This is a genomic window from Caballeronia novacaledonica (genome assembly GCF_900258035.1).
Taxonomy (GTDB): domain Bacteria; phylum Pseudomonadota; class Gammaproteobacteria; order Burkholderiales; family Burkholderiaceae; genus Caballeronia; species Caballeronia novacaledonica.
On the sequence record NZ_OGTP01000017.1, the window covers coordinates 59348 to 76661 of the forward strand.

The window sequence follows — 17314 nt, forward strand, 5'->3', positions numbered from 1 at the left end:
AACCCCAGCCTTGCGCTGGGTTTGTTGTTTGCAGAGTCATTCAAGCCGGCGTGATGGTGAGCTTGCGGTCCTCGACTTGAACGCGCACGCGGCTTTGTGGTTTGAAGCCGGCCTGTTCGGGCCATCGGCCGACGAGTCGAATGCGCGGCGCGGGCAGCGGCGGTTCGTATGGTCCGTGTTTCTTCGTGAAATCGGACTCTCGCACAGTGGCCTCGCAAGGCTTGAAGCGTTCGGCGTCTGTCGAACGCGCTTTACGTAATTTGGAAAGTGAGTAAGCAAAAATGGTAAAGCGTAAGAGGCTGGCGGCATTGCCACTCACAGCCCTGATGTCGCTCGCAGTGCATGCGCAGCAAATCCCGACCCCTATCGACGAAGCCGCCGCCGCGCGGGCGAACGCGATCCAAGATCAGCAAAATCAACAGCAACGCGAGGCTGAACAACGTGCGGCGGCGGTTCAATCGCCGGCAGTACGTTCAACCCTACCGGAGGATCATGGCTTCGCGACGCTGCCATCGGAGACGCCGTGTTTCCGCATCGACACCTTCGCGCTCGACGTGCCGCCAATGCTGCCCGATGCGGTACGCGCCAAAGGCGGATCCACGTTACCGCTCGATCCGTTCGCCTTCGCGCGTGAATGGCTCGATCACTACAAAGGACAATGCGTCGGCAAGGAAGGCGTGAGCATACTGACCAAGGGCTTGCAGCAAGCAATTCTCAGTCGCGGCTACATCACCACCCGCGTGCTGCTGCCCGAACAGGACCTGTCAGGCGGCGTACTGAAGTTCGCGCTCGTACCGGGCGTCATCCACGACGTCCGATTCGCCGAACCCTTGTCGTGGGGCACATGGAAAACCGCGTTCCCGACACGCCCCGGCGACATCCTCGACCTGCGCGACCTCGAACAAGGCGTCGAGCAGATGAAGCGCGTCGCATCGCAAGACGTCGATATGAAGATCGAGCCGACCAACATCCCCGGTGAAAGTGATGTCGTGCTGACGCTCAAGCGCGTCAAACCGTGGTCGCTCGTCGCGTCGGTCGACAACTCGGGCAGCCGCGCGACCGGCAAGCTGCAAGGCAATCTGAGTCTCGGCGTCGACAACCCGCTCGGCTTGAACGATATCCTGAGCCTCGGCGCGAATCAGGACCTCGAATTCGCCGACAAGGGCCTCGGTTCACACGGCTTCAACGGCTCGTATTCGATTCCGTGGGGTTACTGGAGCGCGACGCTGTTCGGCAACACGAACACGTACTATCAGCAGATCGCGGGCGTGAATCAGACGTTCGTGTCGAGCGGCAACGCGCAGACCGCCGGGCTCAAGCTTGCCCGCGTGCTGCGTCGCAGCCAAAACGACGTGTTCGGCGGCTACGTGCAACTGTCGAAGCGCTTCGGCGCGAGTTTCATCGATGACACGGAGATCGAGCTTCAGCATCGCAACAACACGTTCTTCGAAGCAGGATTGACCGATCGTCACTACTTCGGCGCAGCGCAGTTCGACGGCACGCTCGCGTATCGGCAGGGCATCGGTGCATTCGGTGCGACGCCGGATCCGTCGCTGCCGCCCGACGCCAACATCGCGCCGACGCCTGCGACGAAACCGGACGGTCCGACCTACCGGTTCCACATGGCGGTGCTCGATGCGAACCTGTCGGTGCCGTTCGCGATCGCATCGCAGCCGCTTCGCTACGTGACGACCTTCCACGGTCAATACACGAACGACACGTTGTTCTATCTCGACGATCTGACCATCGGCAGCCGCTACACCGTACGCGGCTTCGACGGCGAGCAGATGCTGGCGGGCGAGAAGGGCTTCTTCTGGCGCAACGAACTGCAAGCGCCGATCGGCAAGAGCGGGCAGACGCTGTACGCGGGCATCGACTACGGACGCGTGTTCGGACCGAACACGGCATTTCTTGCGGGGACGCAGCTCGTGGGCGCGGTGATCGGTATTCGTGGTGGCGTGCCGTCGAAGTACGTCGGCTTCAGCTATGACCTGTTCGCCGGCACGCCGATCTACAAGCCGGCCGCGTTCGACACGTCGCGCGTGACGCTCGGTTTTCAGATGACCGCGCAGTTCTGATAAGCGTACGAACGAGAAGAGCGAGGCGCTCGCCCCAGACGCTCCATAGCAGATGAAAAGCAATGGCGCCAGACGCAAGAGATCGACGTCAGTCGAAATAGTCAGACCAAAAAAGACGGCTCGCCGTAAAACAATGGCGAGCCGCAAGAGGGATCGGTCAACAACTACAGCGTCGGCAGGTTAGCACCGGTTCGATACGCGAATTCGCATCGGAAAGATGCCGTAAGGAAAGCGCGCCCTACTGTGTGCGGGAGACCACCATTCGGTCGACGAGCGCATCCAGCTTTTGTCTCGCGCTTGCAAACCGGTCGATGTTCAGACCATTCGTGCCATAACGCGCGGTCACGAGGATCTGCCCTTGCCGCACGAGCGTCAGATCGATCGCCGACAGATACGACACCGGCTCGCTGCTGAACGCGTGCCGGTCCCAACTGGTCGTCGCGCCATACACGAGCATCGCCTCGCAACCGGGCGGCGACGTGCCGGGGTTATAGACCATCGAATTCACGCCGCGCCGGCTCAACGCGACTTGCAGCACAGGCACGAAATCGCCCGTCGCGACGCTCTGATTCAGTTCGATGCATACGGATTGCAGCGCGGCGGGCGGTCCCGTCACCGAAGTCGGCGACGAATAATTCGACGCAACCGTGAACCCCGCCTGCACGAGCGAGCCAGCGGCATCGGCGGCCGTGATCAGCGTCCACGTGCAGCCCGAAAGCGCGCCCGCGCCGACTGCAAGCAGCGCGCGATAAACGAGCGTTCTGAACATGCTCTTGCGGTCATCCGTATTCGGGCGATCAACGGACGATGCGCAGGCGCATCGTGTTCGGCGTTTCTATCGTGGCGGTCAGGGTGGTCACGTGCTTGCCGCTCGCGTCGAGGAGCGCGAAGTGCTGGCGCGTGGACGTGTTCACGTCGTGTCGCACGTCGGGAAAGCAGGCGGCGATGTCCGCGCCCAGTTCTTGCAGCGGGTCGCCGACGACGCCGTCCGGGCCCCAGTGCGCTCGCCAGCGGCAATCGTAGACATGCGCGCTGCCGCGACATGCGCCCTGGCCCGGCGATGCAGGCGGCAGCAGCGCGCGTCCTTTGGCGAGCGTATCGAACGCGGGCGCATCGACGATGGTCTTCAGCGCGGAACAGACATCGGGGAGATCTTCGGCGGATGCGGACAGCATCGGCGCGAGAAGCGCTACGGCGACGAGCGCGCGGCGCGCGGAAACAAGGCGGAGATGGCTTGAGCGTTGAGCTTGCATGACCTGGCGTAGTGTCGAGGGAAGATGAGCGTGATGTCGTCGGCGACATCACGCATCTGCATGTTCCCGCGATGCACCGCGATTCGAAAGGCGGAGCAAAGCGCCAATCGCGCAAGTTATTTCCAGCTATTAATTCGCGCGCGGCCTCATCAAACGAACAGGGACACGATGCCGCCGATGGTCACCGCCGCAGCGACCCACTTGCCCGCTGTATAGAAGCCGTTCGTGTCGGTTGCCTGCACTTCGGGGCGTTCGAGGCCGAGCGCGCCATAAGCGAATGATTTCACCGATGACGGCGCGTCGGCATCATCGGTCGATGCGCTGGTCGCGTCATCCGCAGCGGTGGCGCGGCGGGAAGAGGGCGTGTCGGCGCTTGTGTACGTGCTCGTGGACGCGCTGTTGATCTGCATCGTTGGCCTCCGTTGTCCGTTTCCGCAAAGCCGCCATAACGGCTATTTCGCGTGCAGGCTTGAACGCAAGCGCCTTTCCGTTTCTTACTTCGATCGATTACATCGGATGGCTCTGCACGAAGTTCTTATAGGCCCAGTAAGCGGGCTTCTTCGTGATGCCGTCGCCTTCGAGAAGACCGTAGGCGCCTTCGCCGTCGTCATAGAGTTGAAACGCCTGAATCGACTGGATGTTGTATTTCGACGCCACGCTCGCGAATTGCGCCATCATCAGATTGCCTGTCATGTACGTTGCGATCTGGTCATATGAACCGAAGTCCGGGCGCACGCCGAATTCGTTGATCCAGATCGGCTTGCCCATGTCGTGAAGCATCTGGAGTATGTCGTGACATCCCGTGCCGCCGCAGGCGTGCGTGATGTCGCCTTCGTTCGAATACCAGTGCCACGAAGTGACGTCCCAGCTCACGGCCGGATGGCCCCACGTGCCATCGGGTTGCGAGCCGTCCGCGAGCATCTGGAAGAACGCGGTGTGCATCCAGGTTCCGCCGAGCACGATCTTCGCCGAGCCATCGACGGACTTCACGCCCGCGATCAGCCCACGGATCGCGCCGCGCGCGAGCATGTAGGACCAGTTGTTGTACTGATTCCAGACGGTGCCGTCGACATTGCCGATGAGCGCCTTCGCTTCCAGTTCGTTGCCGACTTCGTAGTACTTGTAGCGATAACTGTTCGCGGTTTGCTGGCCGAGTTTGAAGCCTGCGTTGTACGCCTCGTCCTCGCTGTTGTAGTTGAGATTCACGAGCATCACGGGATACATCGTGACGCCGCCTTCCTCCATCGTCTTCGCGACACCAGCGACCATGTTCGCCGATGTCTGGCTGTACACGTCGTTGCGATAGATCGTCGCGCCAAGATCCTGCAATTGCGAAAGCTGCGTCTGCACGCTCGTGAAGTCGTATGCGCCGCCGTTGCTGTTATGGCCGTTCGCGCCGTAGAAGATCGAACCGCTGCCGCTGGCGGCTTTCGCGGTGGACTTCGACGATGCGGCGCTTTGCGTGGATGCCGCGGAGTCGGCGGAACTGTCGCTGCCGCCGCACGCTGCGAGCATCATGCTCGCGACGGCCGCCGCTGCGACGGAAGGGGAGAATACGGAAATGGCTGGACGCTTCATATCGATTAATTAGACTAGCGGAGACGCACGCAGCCATAGCGATGGCATAACGGGTTCTCAGCTAGCGTAGTTAGTCATCCGAATGATTTCCTGAAGATCGATTGCCGCGTCGGGCGCGGATCGGTGCGCGCGAACAGTCGGAACCGTGCAGAGATCGGATAGTGGGACAGCCGCCAGATGCCTGGGCAGCGCTCGGGGATTAAATGCAGCGAGGAAAGGTTACTTTGTTCTGATGTTAATGTAAACCGCGCGGGCGAAAAAACATCTAGCGTGATGCAAAAGTTCGATTAGTTCCTTCTACGCAAAACGTAAGTCGCGATAAATAAAACTAATGCCGCCTGCGTTTCTTGTTCGTCGCGCCGCGCTTTCGCTTCGCATCGGCATATTCGCGGATCGTCTCCGTCAACGCGCGCAATCCGGCTGGCACATGACGCCGGCCCGGATAGTAGAGACATAGCCCGTCGAGCGGCGGCGTCCATTCTTCGAGCACGCGCACGAGCGTGCCTGAGACGAGGTCCGCGCTGACGTTCCATTCGGTCAGATAGGTAAGGCCGAGCCCGGCGCGCGCGGCCGCCAGCATCATGCCCGGTTCGTCGAGCGTGAGCGCGCCGTCGCCGTCGATCCGAATCGCCTCGCCGTGCCGCTCGAATTCCCACTGATAGATCGACCCGCTCGGCATGCGGCTGCGAATACAGCGATGCGCGGCGAGATCGGCGGGCGTGCGCGGCGGCTTGTGCTGCGCGAAGTACGCCGGACTGCCGACGACGGCGAAACGCTGACGCTCGCCGAAGGGCACCGCGATCATGTCCTGCGGCACGGTTTCGAGCAAACGGATGCCCGCATCGAAGCCTTCGACGACGATATCGATCAGACGTCCTTCGGTGACGATATCGAGTTTCATGTCGGGATAGCGCTGCAGGAACGCGATGAAAACCAGCATTACCTGATGCGCCGCGCCCACCGACGTATTGATGCGCAGCGTGCCCGACGGCGTGTCGCGAAAGCTGCCCGCCTGTTCGAGCGCATCGCGGATCGTGGACAGCGCGGGCGCCACGTTCTGCACGAACTGCGCGCCGGCCTCGGACAGCGACACGCTGCGCGTCGTGCGATTGAAAAGCCGCACGCCGATGCGTGCCTCGAGCGCGGCGATCGAATGACTGAGTGCCGACGTCGATACGTTCAGTTCGTTCGCGGCGGCGCGGAAACTACGATGTCGCGAGACGGCCAGCACGGCTTCGAGTTCTGCGAGACCGGCGAAGCGTTTCTCGAACCGAAGGCGTTGCTGGGCGTTCGCTAGTAGGCCGGTGCGACGCGCGTCGACAGAGGCGGGAAATAACGCGCGACGCAGAGCACGTACGTAATCAGCGCCGAGATGGTGTACATCGCGGATCGCTCCATGAAGAACAGCAGGAGCACGGCAATCGCGAGAAGCAACATCTCGGCGCGAGGCGGAATCGCGGAGAGTCGCAGATCGCGTTGCTCCAGCGCTGTGCCAAGAAGAATCACGAGAGGGATCAGCGCGACGACCATATGAATGGGTTCGAGGATCGGCGCGGCGAGCAGCATCGTCATGCAGGCGAGCGCGTAATCCATGCGTCGTTCACGACTGCGGCGAAGCACGAGATAGCATGCGAACAGACAGATGATCGCGGCGAAGGCCGTCTGCGTCGCGTGCAGCATTGCTTCGGATGCGGGCATGCCGAGTTTCTCCGATAACGTCTGCAACGCGCCGCGCACCGAGCTGTTGCCGGGCAATCCGCCCGCGCTCAGGATGAAGGTCTGCGCCCGCCCGATCTCGACGGTCAGATATTCCCAAATCACGCGAAAGCCGAGCTGGCTGGCGGTAAGAAGCGTGAGCGCGATTGCGCAGACGCCCGCCGATATCACCGTGCGCCATTCACGCCGCAACAGCAGCAGGCCGACGACCGCGAGCGGCGTCACCTTGAAGACGACCGCGAACGCGAGAAAGACTCCGGCCAGCCAGCGATTGCCGCGTTCGATAAAGAAAAACGGCGTCGCGAGCAGAAAGAACAGAAGCTCGTTCGATTGCCCGAGATACGCGTCATGCAGCACCGGGAAACTCAAGAGCGTCACTGCGATGAGCAGCGCGGTCACGCGCTTGTCTTCACCGCGATAGGCCATCTTCGCGAGCAGGATCGCACCGACGATGCATAGCACGACCGACATCGCGACCCACGCGAGTTTCGCGGTGAACGAAGGCAGCAATGCGAACGGAGCGAAGATCACCGCGAATTGCGGCGGATAACAATAGATGAGGATATCGTCCAGGTTTGCGCCGAGCGTCGTCAGATACGCAACCAGATGTTCGTTGTTATAGATGAGCGATGGATCGTGCGACGCGTTCAGCACAGTGCTGAACGCGTAATAGTAGAAATTGAAATCGCTGAAGGCCCGTGGATGATCGGACGCATAGCTCAGCGAGTAGTGATAGATGATGACCATGCGGATCGCGAGAAATCCCGCGGCGACCAGCATGAGAAATGCCGCAATGATCCGGACGTTATCCGCGGATCTGGCGCCCGCCCGAGCGTTCAGCATGGTCGTTCTCCCGTGTATCGGCTATCGCTTTGTATGAGCGCTGTAATCAGTGTCGGGATCGCTCTGCCATTCGTCGCATGAAAGCGAATGAGCAGATCCTTACAGCCTACGAATCGTGACAGCATCACCGGGGCGGCGTCAATCGAGTTTTTGCGCACTGCAACGACAGATCAATGTTGAAAAATGATGACGTCCATTTGTTTTTATGCTTTGACGCGGTCTGCGAGTCTTTATTGTTATTAAGCGCGATGCAGCAAACGTTTGCGGCGAGATAAAGCCATGCGCCGCTTCTCGCGCTTTCATCGGGTATCGTGCGCTCGCGTTCGCCACGGCTCATGCGGATCGAAAAGACGGCCCGCGAGCCGCAGATGCCGCAGCTCCGTGCGTCACTTTTCCGTGGCGACTTTGTCCTGCGTACGCGTAGCGAAGTCCGACGCGTCATGCCGCTCGTGCAACTGGCTCGAAGGCTCGCCGAACGTCCTGTTGACCATGCGGCCGCGCTGCACGGCGGGACGCGCGCCGATCATGTCTGCCCAGCGTCGCAGATGTCTGTATTCATGAACGGACAGGAACTCGGCCGCGTCGTACAGCCAGCCGTTCACGAGGCCGCCGTACCACGGAAAGATTGCGATATCGGCGATGGTGTACGCATCGCCGGCAATGAATGCGCTGTCCGCGAGACGCTTGTCGAGCACGTCGAGTTGACGCTTCACTTCCATCGCGAAGCGGTCGATCGGATATTCCATCTTGCTCGGCGCATATGCATAGAAGTGTCCGAAGCCGCCGCCGAGATAGGGCGCGCTGCCCATCTGCCAGAAAAGCCAGGACAAACATTCCGCGCGTTTTGCCGGGTCCGTGGGAATGAACGCGCCGAACTTCTCCGCGAGATAAAGCAGGATCGCGCCCGATTCGAACACCCGCACGGGCGTCGCGCCGCTGCGATCCACGAGCGCCGGAATTTTCGAGTTCGGATTGACATCGACGAAGCCGCTGCCGAACTGATCGCCATCGCCGATTCGAATGAGCCATGCATCGTACTCGGCGCCGCTGTGGCCGAGCGCGAGCAGTTCTTCGAGCATCACGGTGACCTTCACGCCATTGGGCGTCGCCAGCGAATAGAGTTGCAGCGGATGACGACCGATCGGCAACGCTTTCTCATGCGTCGGTCCCGATATCGGCCGATTGATGTTGGCAAAGCGGCCGCCGCTTTCCTTGGTCCAGCTCCACACGGACGGCGGCACGTATTCGGGCAATGCGCTCATGCTCAACGCTCCTCGTTGCAACTCGATTGAATTCGCCGAGGGTAGCAGTTCGACGGCAAACGTGCTCGATCGCCCTTTGTACAATCAGCGTTGCATGCCACGAGACAAAAAGAATGAGCCAACGTCCATCGCACAAACCGTTCAGGCCTCGCAAGACGCCCGCGCAGTCGAGGTCCGAAGCGACCGTCGCTTCCATCGTCGAAGCAGCGGCGCAGGTGCTCGAAAGCGAAGGCTTCGACGGCTTCAACACGAATGCGGTCGCGCGTCGCGCGGGCGTCAGCATCGGCTCGCTCTACCAGTACTTTCCGGGCAAGGACGCGCTGACTGTCGCGCTGATTCGTCGTGAAAGCACACGATTCTACGAGGATGCGTCTATCGCGCTCTCGAAGCGAAGCGGCAAGGCGGCGCTCGAGTATCTGATCGGCGCGGCCGTGCGCCAGCAACTGCAGCGACCGATGCTCGCGCGGCTGCTCGATATCGCGGAAGGACGCCCGGCATTGCGTGGCGAAGTCACGAAAACGGAGATGGAGGAACTGGTCGAAACGATCGTCGGGCGCGCGTCGCCAAGGCATCCGCGCCCCGATGTCGCGTCGGCCGATCTGCTCGCCATCGTCAAAGGCATGGTCGATGCAGCCGGTGAGCGCGGCGAGCGCGATCTCGACGATCTGGAGCGCCGCGTGCGTGCCGCCGTTTTCGGCTATCTGTCGCGAAGCGCAAGCGAGTGAATGTGAGCAATCGAATCGGATGCGTCGGCTTGGATCGCTTGCCAGCGCGGTTTCGCGGGTTTCCGCAATGCGAGTAGTCGAATGTGAGCTTTTGCTTATATTCTGAAGTCCTCGGGCGGTCATTCAAAAGACCATCGCGATTCAATCAACGAGAGACCGACGATGAAAGATTCGACTCAAAGCATGAAACTCAATCACCTCAGTTTTCCTTCCGCCGATACGCCTGCCACAGCGCGTTTCTTCGAGCAGTATCTCGGCTTCACGATTTCGGGAACGTGGGAGCAGTCGTACATCCTCAAGCGTCCCGGCTTCGATGTCGTGATCGATCACGCTCGCGACGGCATGCCGGATTGGCCGCGCGCGTTTCATGTCGGCTTCGAATTGCCGGGCCTCGATGATGTGCGCGAACTGTACGAGCGCTTCAAGTCCGAAGGCGTGGAAATGGAGACGGACATCTTCAACAATGGCCGGGGCTCGCGCTTCTTCTGCCGCGCGCCGGGCGGCGTGATGTTCGAAATGAACACGCGGTCCGATGCCGCGCCCGAGTATCGAGGCACGTTCGACAATTGACGAACGTGCTTCGATACTCAGATTTCTTATTCTCCCGTTGCGATGGAAACGGAAGCCTCGCTCGTCAGCATCAGGAACGTGAGCGTTTCGCGCAGATAAAGCTGGACGGCTGAATCGGTATGGCTCGTATAGCCGATCGACAAGTCCTGTCCGATGTGCAGTTCGTAGTCGCCGCCGCGCGTCGACAGCACACAGCCGCCCTGAAGCGCGGGCGCCCATACGAGATCGCCGCTCACGATGCGTTTGATGTGCTGGATGACCGGATAGCCCTGATCGCTGGCTTCGGCGAGCGCGGTATAGGCATCTGCACCGAGCAGCACGGAATAGGGACCATCGACGCCGGCGAGACGCAGCTTCTCGAGTGCCTGGCTGATCGCGGCGGGATAGTCGGCGACATCCGAGGGCAGAAGCGTGGGCGCGTTCGAACTGCCTTCGCGAATGCCGGTGATGCCGGCGGCCGCGAAGCCGTCGAAGATCGCGCTGTCCTCGGCGAGCGCGAGCTCGTTCGCGGCGGTCTTGGCGGGTTGCCAGTCGCCGTCGTTCGAGCCGCGCTCCACGCTGTCGATGGCTTCGCGCTGCAGCGTGAACGGTACGGTGAGTTGCACGAGTTGCTTCACGTCGTACAGGTTTGCCTGCACGCCTTTCATCGGCGCTGCAATGCTCGTCTGATGTCCCGTGCCGATGCCCGATAGCGCCACGCCGCCCGGACTCTTCACGTCGATGACCCGGCGTCCCGCAAGCGTGCGCTTGAAAGTGCGGGCGACTTCCGCTTCGATTTGCGACCATGCGGCGCCGGAAATTGGCGCAAGCTCCCGATGCAAGTTATTCATCTTGTGATGTTCCTTTGAGTGAGCCAATGTTCAGCGTGCCTTCTTGGTCTTTCTCTTGCCGGCTTTCGCCGATGGACGACGGCGCGGCGGCCGGATTCCGGTCGGGAAGCTCGTCGAGCAGATCGTTGGATGGCACGAAGAACAGGCCACCCGTCACCGCGCGGCTATAGTCGAGCAGCCGGTCATAGTTGCCCGGCGGCCTGCCGACGAACATGTTTTCGAGCATCTGTTCGATCGGCGCGGGCGCGCGTGCATAGCCGATGAAATACGTGCCGAACTCCTTTGCGCCCGGACGGCCGAAAGCCATGTTATGCCGAAGAATCTTCACTTCCTTGCCGTTCTCTTCGATCGTCGTAAGCGAGCTATGCGAGCAGGAAGGCTTGATCGACTCGTCGAGTTCGACATCGGATAACTTTTCACGTCCGATGATGCGTTCCTGCTGTTCGACGGTAAGGCCATTCCATGCATCGAGGTTATGCAAGTACTTCTGCACGATCACATAACTGCCGCCGGCGAAATCCGTATCTTCTTCATCGATGATGGTGTAATGCGCGGCGCTTTTGCCCGTCGGATTTTCGGTGCCGTCGACGAAGCCCACCATGTCGCGCAGATCGAAGTAGCGAAAGCCATGCACTTCGTCGACGACCGTGACCGCATCGCCCAGTTTGTCGAGCATCTGCGATGCAAGCTCGAAACACAGGTCCATGTGATCGGCGCGAATATGCATGAGGATGTCGCCGGGCGTCGCAATCGCGCGTCGATCGCCTTGGCCGAACTCGCGAAACGAATGCAACGACGCGGGACGCGGCGCGCCGAAAAGCAGGTCCCACGCATCGGAACTGAAGCCGCATACGCAGGACAGGTTCGCGGTCGGCGCACGCGTGCCGACCGCGCGGACCAGCGCCGCGATATCGCCGCACCATGAGCGCACGACATCGGCTTTGCCTTCGCCGCGTGCCACGGTCGCGACGATAAAAATCGCGCTTCGGGAAATCGGATTACAGACGGCTTGGGGTTCGGGTGTGTTGTCGGGCATCTGAAGAAATCGATTGCATGAAGCAGTTGGCGAGTGCTCGCGCTTTTCGAAAGCGACGCGCGCGTGATTTCCCGCGGTGTGTCCGGCGCGTTCTATAAGATGCATCCGGAATCGACGAAATGCCTTATCTACCGCGCGTAAAGGTATGGCCGGAAAGTCGCTCCGTTTCCGTGGTGAACCATGTCTGAGCGTGGCTGCGCGTTGCCACCCAGGAGTGATTGGCGCCGTCGTCGAGGTGTTGCCTGATCACGCGCCGCGCCCGTTCGATGCCGTCGCGGATCGCTTCGTCCTGCGTGCGCCATTCCGGTTGAACGGTTTCGGGCCAGGGGGAGAGCGCGGCGTTGCCATCGCGATTCACGGACAGGTCCGCAACCCATGCGCCGCGTTCATTGCGTCGCGTCGCGACTGAGATTTCGAATCCCGCATAGACGTCAAAGGCAGATTCCATCCGTTCCTCCGATGCGGATCAAGACAACCTGAAGATTCATAGGATTATATTGCCGGTGTATTTCACGCGCTTTAAACCAAAGCAGTGAGCCGACGATACACCAACTCGATGCAACGAATACTCCGGAACGCACGGTTTTCGATTTGAATCGGATATCTAACTATTATATCGATGCAACTAACCGTCTGTTTTCCCTAGACCTGTCACAGCTTCGCCATCAAGCGATAGCCTTCAGTCGAAATCCACAAGGCTTTCGCGCCGCAATTCGTCGAGTCGTCGAATCTGCGCGGGCATGATCCGGCCCAGCGAGAGCGATGGCAGGGCATCGAGATCGAAGAATGCGACGGCATCGGTTTCCGTGCCGATCACGTCGCCCGCCCGCACGATCTCACCGAGGAAAACGAGCTTCCAGATATGGAACACCGAAGGCGGATGAGGATGCTTCGCCGTATCCCACGCGGCGAGCAAACGAACGATTTCGACCGTATAGCCGCTTTCCTCGCGTACTTCCTTCGCGGCGTTCTCGGAAGGGGACAATCCCACGTCGGCCCATCCGCCGGGAAGCGACCACAGTCCGTCGGCGGCCTCGCGCACGAGAAGGATTTGCCCGGTCTCGTTGAATACGGCACATCTGACGTCGAGCTTCGGATTGGCATAACCCGACTCGAAGGCGAAGAGTTCCGCTACTTCGCTCGTTTCCATCGAGGCGATGTCGGCGATCTGCGCATGAGCGATCGCCGTTATTTCCTCGTATCGCTCCTTGTCGAAGACACCGGCCGTGTAGTGCAGTCCCGTTTGCGCGAGCGCGAGCAGGCGGCGCGCCTGTTCGAGCCGTCGATGGGATGATGGGTTATCGGATTGCATCGTCACGTTCACTCCTCGTTCTCGATGTACGACTGCGCCGTGTTCAGCAGCCAGTGTTCGAACGTCCGCAAGAGCGGAGAGTTCTGTTTGCGCTCGGGATAGACGACGTAGTAGCCCTTGTCGCTCGGCGGTGACAGTTCGAAAGGCCGCATAAGTTCGCGGGATCGAAGCTCGTGCGCAACCAGAAACCTCGGCACCAGTGCGATTCCAAGACCGGCTTTGGCCGCTTCGACGAGCATCGAGAACAACTCGTATCGCTGGCCCTTCATGTCGAAGGGTTCGTCGCGAAGCGGATGTATGCGGCGCTTTATCGCAAACATCTCGTCGCCGTATCGGGCTCGCCGCGCATGGTCTCGGACGAGTGCTCACGCCGCGCGTCAAGCTGCATTGACGGCTTTCAGCGCTGCGTCGATTCGAGCGTCGACAACCTTCGCTTCAGACGATCGAGACGTTGCGCGAGCGGCAGCGCCAGCGTCGGCGCTCTGAGCGAATCGATGCGCGCATGCCAGTAGGCGAACGGGAACGTGCTATCGCAATCCTGTTGAACGACGCGCTCGAGATGCAGCAAGTCTCTTTCGATGATGAATTGAAGCATGGTCGAGACGCACGAACGCGTATGAGGTGACGGGAACGGATGGCAAGCAACCGTCGTGCCAACGCATGATGTCGATGCGCTGCCGCACTCGCCCGTGCCGATCGCGCCGGAAAAGCGGCCAGCCACGTCCGCACGAACGAGCCGATGTGGACGATTCCGTCCACTTCATCCGACTTGAACGCGTGCGGCCGTCAGCGTGTGTAGCAGATCCATCGCGGCATCCGCGCGCGGCGTGACACCGGGAGCAAGTGCGCGCAAGGCGCGTTCGAGCGTATCGATGCCTTCGTCGATACGTCCGCTCACACGCAACAACTCGGCGAGATGGCGCGCGGCATCCACGCGGGCGGGCACCGAACCGAGCGCGAGCGCCGTCGAAAGCGCCGTGCGCAATCCCGATTCCGCTGCGCTCAGATCGCCGAGCGCCCATTGCGCGCGCGCCTGCGTGACAAGCAGTTCGCCCATATAGACACGCTCCTGGCGCGCGAGCGTCTCTTCGATCGCGGCTGCGAGCATCGCGCGGCTCTCCGCGGCGCGGCCCGCGCGCAACAGCAATTCGCCGTGCTGCCACGCCTTGAACGAGAAGAACAGCGCGCCGCCGTGGCAGACCATGTGGTTATCGAAGCCATCGAGCATGACGGCTTGCGCTTCGTCGAAACGGCCGAGCGACGCGACGTGACAGCCGCGCAACACCTGCCCCACGCCGCGATAGAACGCGAAACCGTGTTTGATCGATATGCCTTCCAGCTCGCTCGCGAGCGTGCCGAGCCGTTCCATGTCGTCGAAGAGACACGCGAGCCACGCGGCGCCCTGCAAATTGACCGCGTGGGCGAACGCGTGTCCGCCGGCATCGGACGCGCGTTCGGCGAGCATGTCCATCGCGTGGCGCGCCCGATCGAAAGCGCCGGTGTGAAAGGCCGAAAGCCCTTCGAACGTCAGCGCCAGCCCGGCCAGATCGATGCCTTGCGAACCGGTGCGCGCATCGTGCCGTCCGATGCCAGAAAGATTGCCGCGCGCGAGGCAGGCGAGCGCTTCCTCGCTGTCGCCGAGCCAGAACAGCGTGTTGGTCAGCGCGATGTGCGCCTCGTCGAGCGCGACCGGATCGCCGCTGTTTTGCGCGCGTTGCAGCATGTCCTGCGCCGTCGCGCGCGCGTGCTTGAGTTGCAGCGTGGTGAGTTGCGTCGTCCAGATGCCGAACTGGATCATCGCGATTTCGCGCGCATCGCAAAGGCCTTCGCCGATTTTCAGCGCGGCGGCGTAGCACGCGGTCGCTTCGGCATGCAGCCAGCCGTGCACGCTGCGCAGACTCGTGCCGAGCAGACGATACGCATCGAACTGAAGACGCCGCACGTCCTCCTGCTCGCCGTTCGCCTGCAGCGTCTCCAGACAGCGGCGCAGAAGCGGCACGGCATCGGCGAAACGGGAATCGTCGACGAGTTCGTGCGCGCGCGCCAGATCCGCGCGCGCGTTCTGATGATGCTGCTCCCGCGCCTTGAGCCGGCGCTCGATGGTCTTCCGTCCGACGCCGAGCAGAACGGCCGCCGCGCTCTTGTTGCCGCCGGTCCGTTCGAGCGCGCGATCGACGAGCAGATCTTCGGCGGCCGCGAGCTTGTCGCGGCCGTCCAGTTGCAGCAGCATGTCGGCGAGACTCGCGCGCGAGACCCGCTCGGCCTTCTCGTTGGCGAGAAACGGCGCGAGGGCGTCGGCATCGATCGTCGTGCTTTCCGCGAGCACGCTCAACTGGCTGACGAGATTGCGCAACTGGCGGATGTGCCCCGGCCACGGATGCGCGCATAGCTGCCTGATCGCGGCGGCGGAGAATTCGAGCTTGCGCGGATGTCCTGCGGCGAAGTGCGCGATGAGCGCCGGAATGTCCTCGACACGCTGTTCGAGCCCCGGCACCGCCAGCACGAAAACGGCGAGCCGATAGTAAAGGTCTTCGCGAAAGCGGCCTTCGTTCGCGAGCTCGCGCAAATCGCGATGCGTCGCCGCGACGATACGCCCGTCGAAGCGCAGATTCGCCGACGAACCGACCGGCCGGAACGTGCGCGTCTCCAGCACGCGCAGCAGTTTCGGCTGCAAGGCGAGCGGCAGTTCGCCGATTTCATCGAGCAGCAGCGTGCCTTGGCCGACTTGCTGAAACAGGCCCTGACGCGTCTCGCTCGCGCCGGTGAACGCGCCTTTGACATGCCCGAACAATTCGGCTTCGACGAGATGTTCGGGAATCGCACCGCAATTGATATCGACGAACGGGTGATCGCGCTGTTCGCTACCGGCGTGAACGCGGCGCGCGACCAGTTCCTTCCCGGAACCCGTCGGCCCGAAGATGAGCACGGGGTGCGAAGTCGGCGCGATCCGGTCGATCATGCGCACGAGCTGACGAAACGCCGGCGACTTGCCGATGAAACTGCCATCTGCGTCGCCGTGGGCGAACGGAACGATTGGCGTACGACTCATTGCTGAGCGCTCCAGGTCAGTGATGGCGGAAACGGTCTGTGCCGCAGTTAACGGCGCTTTTCCGCGATCCTTGAGCGCGCTGGAGGCAATGCGGGCGATTTGGCTAGCGTTTCATTTTCTCGTCGTCAAGGCGGCAACAATGCCTATACTCGGAGCTATCACCACGCCCATTACGGTCGGCATAATGTGGGCCATCAAATAACAGTCCCAATTCGATCGGCAGCGGCGGAGCCATGAGCGAACAACGAGCAAAACGAGACCCGGAAGGCACGCGACGCCGCATTTTGGAAGCCGCGACCGAGCAGTTCACGAAGTTCGGCCTCGCGGGCGCGCGGGTCGACGCCATCGCCACGGCGGCGGGCACGAACGAGCGCATGCTTTACTACTACTTCGCGAGCAAGGAAGGGCTGTACGTCGCCGTGCTCGAATCGATGTACGCGCAATTCGCGGAGCGCGAGCAACGCCTCGACCTCTCTGGCCTCCAGCCCGCCGATGCGATCCGCGAACTGGCGCAATCCATCTGGACGCATTTGCGGGAAAACCCCCAATGGCTGAGCCTCATCAATAACGAGAATCTGCACGAAGGACGCTATCTGGACCGTTCGAGCCACTTGCGCGAAACCATCTCGCCGGTGGTGGATCTGCTGCGCGTCACGCTGGAGCGCGGCGCGGCAGCGGGGCAGTTCCGTCAGGGCGTCGATCCGCTGGACTTCTACGTGACGGTCGTCGGCATGGGCTATTACATCGTTTCCAACCGCTTCACGATCGACGTGTTCGTCGGCCGGAATTACGTCGAGCAGCGCCATCAGGCGTCGATTGCCGACATGCATCTCGACATGCTGCTCGCGTATCTGCGTCCGGCGAATCAGGCGCCGCTTAGCTGATAAAGCCGAGCTGCGCGCTGATTCTGTCGAGAACGGGCTTTTTCTTCTCGTTGAACGCGGCCTTGTTCTGCCGGATCAGGTCGTTGCCCTTCGTGTCGATGCAAATGATCAGCGGCCCAAACTCGCGGACGCGGTTGATCCACGACGTTTCCGGCATGCCGAGGCCCTGCCGCTAGGC

Annotated in this window: 18 protein-coding genes and 2 pseudogenes; 4 read left to right on the forward strand and 16 right to left on the reverse strand. The window is 61.5% G+C overall.

The annotated features are described in order from the left end of the window. Nucleotides 1-40: 40 nt before the first annotated feature. Nucleotides 41-319, reverse strand: coding sequence for a SymE family type I addiction module toxin (locus NOV72_RS32825; RefSeq protein ID WP_245933122.1), 279 nt, complete (start codon nt 317-319; stop codon nt 41-43). Here NOV72_RS32825 and NOV72_RS21995 point away from each other — a divergent pair. Then, entirely contained in the window at nt 282-2078 is a 1797-nt protein-coding gene (locus NOV72_RS21995) for a ShlB/FhaC/HecB family hemolysin secretion/activation protein (protein WP_106856684.1), read from the forward strand. The genes NOV72_RS32825 and NOV72_RS21995 overlap by 38 nt on opposite strands. A 238-nt stretch (nt 2079-2316) precedes the next feature. Here the strand turns inward: NOV72_RS21995 and NOV72_RS22000 are convergent, their stop codons facing one another. From NOV72_RS22000 to yghU, 7 genes and pseudogenes are all read right to left on the reverse strand, one after another. Further along, nucleotides 2317-2847 carry a hypothetical protein gene (locus NOV72_RS22000; RefSeq protein WP_106856685.1) on the reverse strand — a complete coding sequence of 177 codons (531 nt, stop codon included), beginning with the start codon at nt 2845-2847 and terminating at the stop codon, nt 2317-2319. 28 nt (nt 2848-2875) lie between these two features. Next, complete coding sequence (locus tag NOV72_RS22005) at nt 2876-3253, reverse strand: hypothetical protein (RefSeq protein WP_106856753.1); 378 nt, start codon at nt 3251-3253, stop codon at nt 2876-2878. Nucleotides 3254-3480: 227 nt separating this feature from the next. Then, nucleotides 3481-3741 (reverse strand): hypothetical protein, encoded by a 261-nt coding sequence (locus NOV72_RS22010; RefSeq protein WP_106856686.1) that lies wholly within the window; start codon nt 3739-3741, stop codon nt 3481-3483. Nucleotides 3742-3838: 97 nt separating this feature from the next. Continuing rightward, nucleotides 3839-4849, reverse strand: a complete 1011-nt coding sequence (locus NOV72_RS22015) for a glycoside hydrolase family protein (RefSeq protein ID WP_106856754.1) — start codon at nt 4847-4849, stop codon at nt 3839-3841. A 388-nt stretch (nt 4850-5237) separates the two neighbouring features. After that, a pseudogene (locus NOV72_RS22020) lies at nt 5238-6164 on the reverse strand (LysR family transcriptional regulator); the annotation flags it as partial. A 38-nt stretch (nt 6165-6202) separates the two neighbouring features. After that, nucleotides 6203-7405 carry a glycosyltransferase family 87 protein gene (locus tag NOV72_RS22025; protein ID WP_245933123.1) on the reverse strand — a complete coding sequence of 401 codons (1203 nt, stop codon included), beginning with the start codon at nt 7403-7405 and terminating at the stop codon, nt 6203-6205. A gap of 449 nt (nt 7406-7854) precedes the next feature. Continuing rightward, the gene (yghU, locus tag NOV72_RS22030) at nt 7855-8730 is read right to left on the reverse strand and encodes a glutathione-dependent disulfide-bond oxidoreductase (protein WP_106856689.1); all 876 of its coding nucleotides are present in this window, start codon (nt 8728-8730) and stop codon (nt 7855-7857) included. Between the two features lie 113 nt (nt 8731-8843). Between yghU and NOV72_RS22035 the strand changes: the two genes are divergently transcribed. Next, nucleotides 8844-9455 (forward strand): TetR/AcrR family transcriptional regulator, encoded by a 612-nt coding sequence (locus tag NOV72_RS22035; RefSeq protein ID WP_106856690.1) that lies wholly within the window; start codon nt 8844-8846, stop codon nt 9453-9455. A gap of 183 nt (nt 9456-9638) precedes the next feature. After that, nucleotides 9639-10025 (forward strand): VOC family protein, encoded by a 387-nt coding sequence (locus tag NOV72_RS22040; RefSeq protein ID WP_106856755.1) that lies wholly within the window; start codon nt 9639-9641, stop codon nt 10023-10025. Nucleotides 10026-10051: 26 nt separating this feature from the next. On the opposite strand, the gene NOV72_RS22045 is transcribed toward NOV72_RS22040, so the two are convergent. The 7 genes from NOV72_RS22045 to NOV72_RS22075 form a co-directional block, all read right to left on the reverse strand. Continuing rightward, entirely contained in the window at nt 10052-10855 is an 804-nt protein-coding gene (locus tag NOV72_RS22045) for a family 1 encapsulin nanocompartment shell protein (RefSeq protein WP_106856691.1), read from the reverse strand. After that, a complete protein-coding gene (locus NOV72_RS22050; RefSeq protein ID WP_106856692.1) occupies nt 10848-11891 on the reverse strand; it encodes a Dyp-type peroxidase in 1044 nt (347 codons plus the stop codon). The genes NOV72_RS22045 and NOV72_RS22050 overlap by 8 nt, the downstream gene beginning before the upstream one ends. Before the next feature lie 124 nt (nt 11892-12015). Beyond that, nucleotides 12016-12339: a DUF6566 family protein gene (locus tag NOV72_RS22055; protein ID WP_106856693.1), complete on the reverse strand. Its 324-nt coding sequence runs from the start codon at nt 12337-12339 to the stop codon at nt 12016-12018. 231 nt (nt 12340-12570) lie between these two features. Beyond that, nucleotides 12571-13203 (reverse strand): NUDIX hydrolase, encoded by a 633-nt coding sequence (locus tag NOV72_RS22060; RefSeq protein WP_106856756.1) that lies wholly within the window; start codon nt 13201-13203, stop codon nt 12571-12573. An 8-nt stretch (nt 13204-13211) separates the two neighbouring features. Further along, the gene (locus tag NOV72_RS22065; RefSeq protein WP_245933124.1) at nt 13212-13472 is read right to left on the reverse strand and encodes a LysR substrate-binding domain-containing protein; all 261 of its coding nucleotides are present in this window, start codon (nt 13470-13472) and stop codon (nt 13212-13214) included. 128 nt (nt 13473-13600) lie between these two features. Beyond that, the gene (locus NOV72_RS22070) at nt 13601-13798 is read right to left on the reverse strand and encodes a hypothetical protein (protein ID WP_106856694.1); all 198 of its coding nucleotides are present in this window, start codon (nt 13796-13798) and stop codon (nt 13601-13603) included. A gap of 165 nt (nt 13799-13963) precedes the next feature. Beyond that, on the reverse strand, nt 13964-16252 hold the full coding sequence (locus tag NOV72_RS22075; protein ID WP_106856695.1) for a sigma-54-dependent transcriptional regulator: 2289 nt from the start codon (nt 16250-16252) through the stop codon (nt 13964-13966). Nucleotides 16253-16485: 233 nt separating this feature from the next. On the opposite strand from NOV72_RS22075, the gene NOV72_RS22085 reads away from it, so the two are divergent. Further along, nucleotides 16486-17136, forward strand: coding sequence for a TetR/AcrR family transcriptional regulator (locus NOV72_RS22085; RefSeq protein WP_106856697.1), 651 nt, complete (start codon nt 16486-16488; stop codon nt 17134-17136). Here the strand turns inward: NOV72_RS22085 and NOV72_RS22090 are convergent. Beyond that, nucleotides 17129-17305, reverse strand: a pseudogene (locus NOV72_RS22090) (L(+)-tartrate dehydratase subunit beta); the annotation flags it as partial. The gene NOV72_RS22085 and the pseudogene NOV72_RS22090 sit on opposite strands and share 8 nt — an antisense overlap. Between the last annotated feature and the right edge of the window lie 9 nt (nt 17306-17314).

Bases quoted from the DNA above. Each gene is read 5' to 3' on its own strand.
- NOV72_RS21995 (WP_106856684.1), top strand. From the start codon at position 282: ATGGTAAAGCGTAAGAGGCTGGCGGCATTGCCACTCACAGCCCTGATG.
- NOV72_RS22000 (WP_106856685.1), bottom strand. From the start codon at position 2,847: ATGTTCAGAACGCTCGTTTATCGCGCGCTGCTTGCAGTCGGCGCGGGC.
- NOV72_RS22005 (WP_106856753.1), bottom strand. From the start codon at position 3,253: ATGCTGTCCGCATCCGCCGAAGATCTCCCCGATGTCTGTTCCGCGCTG.
- NOV72_RS22010 (WP_106856686.1), bottom strand. From the start codon at position 3,741: ATGCAGATCAACAGCGCGTCCACGAGCACGTACACAAGCGCCGACACG.
- NOV72_RS22015 (WP_106856754.1), bottom strand. From the start codon at position 4,849: ATGATGCTCGCAGCGTGCGGCGGCAGCGACAGTTCCGCCGACTCCGCG.
- NOV72_RS22025 (WP_245933123.1), bottom strand. From the start codon at position 7,405: ATGCTGGTCGCCGCGGGATTTCTCGCGATCCGCATGGTCATCATCTAT.
- yghU (WP_106856689.1), bottom strand. From the start codon at position 8,730: ATGAGCGCATTGCCCGAATACGTGCCGCCGTCCGTGTGGAGCTGGACC.
- NOV72_RS22035 (WP_106856690.1), top strand. From the start codon at position 8,844: ATGAGCCAACGTCCATCGCACAAACCGTTCAGGCCTCGCAAGACGCCC.
- NOV72_RS22040 (WP_106856755.1), top strand. From the start codon at position 9,639: ATGAAACTCAATCACCTCAGTTTTCCTTCCGCCGATACGCCTGCCACA.
- NOV72_RS22045 (WP_106856691.1), bottom strand. From the start codon at position 10,855: ATGAATAACTTGCATCGGGAGCTTGCGCCAATTTCCGGCGCCGCATGG.
- NOV72_RS22050 (WP_106856692.1), bottom strand. From the start codon at position 11,891: ATGCCCGACAACACACCCGAACCCCAAGCCGTCTGTAATCCGATTTCC.
- NOV72_RS22055 (WP_106856693.1), bottom strand. From the start codon at position 12,339: ATGGAATCTGCCTTTGACGTCTATGCGGGATTCGAAATCTCAGTCGCG.
- NOV72_RS22060 (WP_106856756.1), bottom strand. From the start codon at position 13,203: ATGCAATCCGATAACCCATCATCCCATCGACGGCTCGAACAGGCGCGC.
- NOV72_RS22065 (WP_245933124.1), bottom strand. From the start codon at position 13,472: ATGAAGGGCCAGCGATACGAGTTGTTCTCGATGCTCGTCGAAGCGGCC.
- NOV72_RS22070 (WP_106856694.1), bottom strand. From the start codon at position 13,798: ATGCTTCAATTCATCATCGAAAGAGACTTGCTGCATCTCGAGCGCGTC.
- NOV72_RS22075 (WP_106856695.1), bottom strand. From the start codon at position 16,252: ATGAGTCGTACGCCAATCGTTCCGTTCGCCCACGGCGACGCAGATGGC.
- NOV72_RS22085 (WP_106856697.1), top strand. From the start codon at position 16,486: ATGAGCGAACAACGAGCAAAACGAGACCCGGAAGGCACGCGACGCCGC.